Annotated in this window: 1 protein-coding gene; it reads right to left on the bottom strand. The window is 42.2% G+C overall.

What is annotated here, in order from left to right; translation table 11 throughout:
- Positions 1-159: 159 nt before the first annotated feature.
- A partial coding sequence (locus AC1DRF_RS30945) for a patatin-like phospholipase domain-containing protein (protein ID WP_477742695.1) occupies positions 160-716 on the bottom strand: 557 nt, incomplete at its 5' end.

Genomic DNA, 716 nt, shown 5'->3' with positions numbered 1-716 from the left:
TTTTGGAGCTAGCGGTTGTTGTGGTTGGGGGGAGAGAAGAGGTTTAGTTGAATTGCTTGAGCGTAGGATGACCGCTACGCTGCCAGCGTGGATATCTTGTTATATAAAATTTTAAATACTTCAAATAGAAACAAGAAATTAATCTAAAGTACGGTCATATTAATTCCAGTTTCTCTCTATAAATTGAAATGCCGGTCGTAAATTTGTTTTATTAGCAATTGAAATAAGAGCGGGCACCACTGAAGGATCCGTTTTAGAGAAATTAGGAATCCTCGGATTTAACCGGAAAAACTGTTCGCCTAAAAGCTCAGAGCTAACCATTGATTCATAATAGCTCGATCCACCAGAGATAACCTGAAGAAACGGCAGTAACGGTTCATTAGGAGACCGGTCTAAAAGTACTCCCCAATTTGGCGGAAGGTCCTCCATATCTTCAGGACGTATGTTATCGGCACTAACCATTCCMCATCCCTTGGTATCTCTTCTTAATTGAGTTGGCTGCTCACCTGTTCCGATGGATAATACGGCAATTTGATCCAACGGCTGCTTTGCTTTTCCCACTGCAAACGCGATACTAGCTGTACTGGTGTTAGTTGCTACTGTATACCCATCCACGTAGTTTTGATAAGCTCTTTGTGTTGCGGGAGCAGCGCTGCTCCTAAGTATTACGTCACTCGCTTTTTCATTAAGATAGGGAGAACCAGGAATGAAAAAGC

It is taken from the genome of Priestia sp. P5_B4, assembly GCF_056400385.1.
Note: the sequence above shows the minus strand (reverse complement) of the source record. Positions and strands in the feature narration are given on the sequence as shown.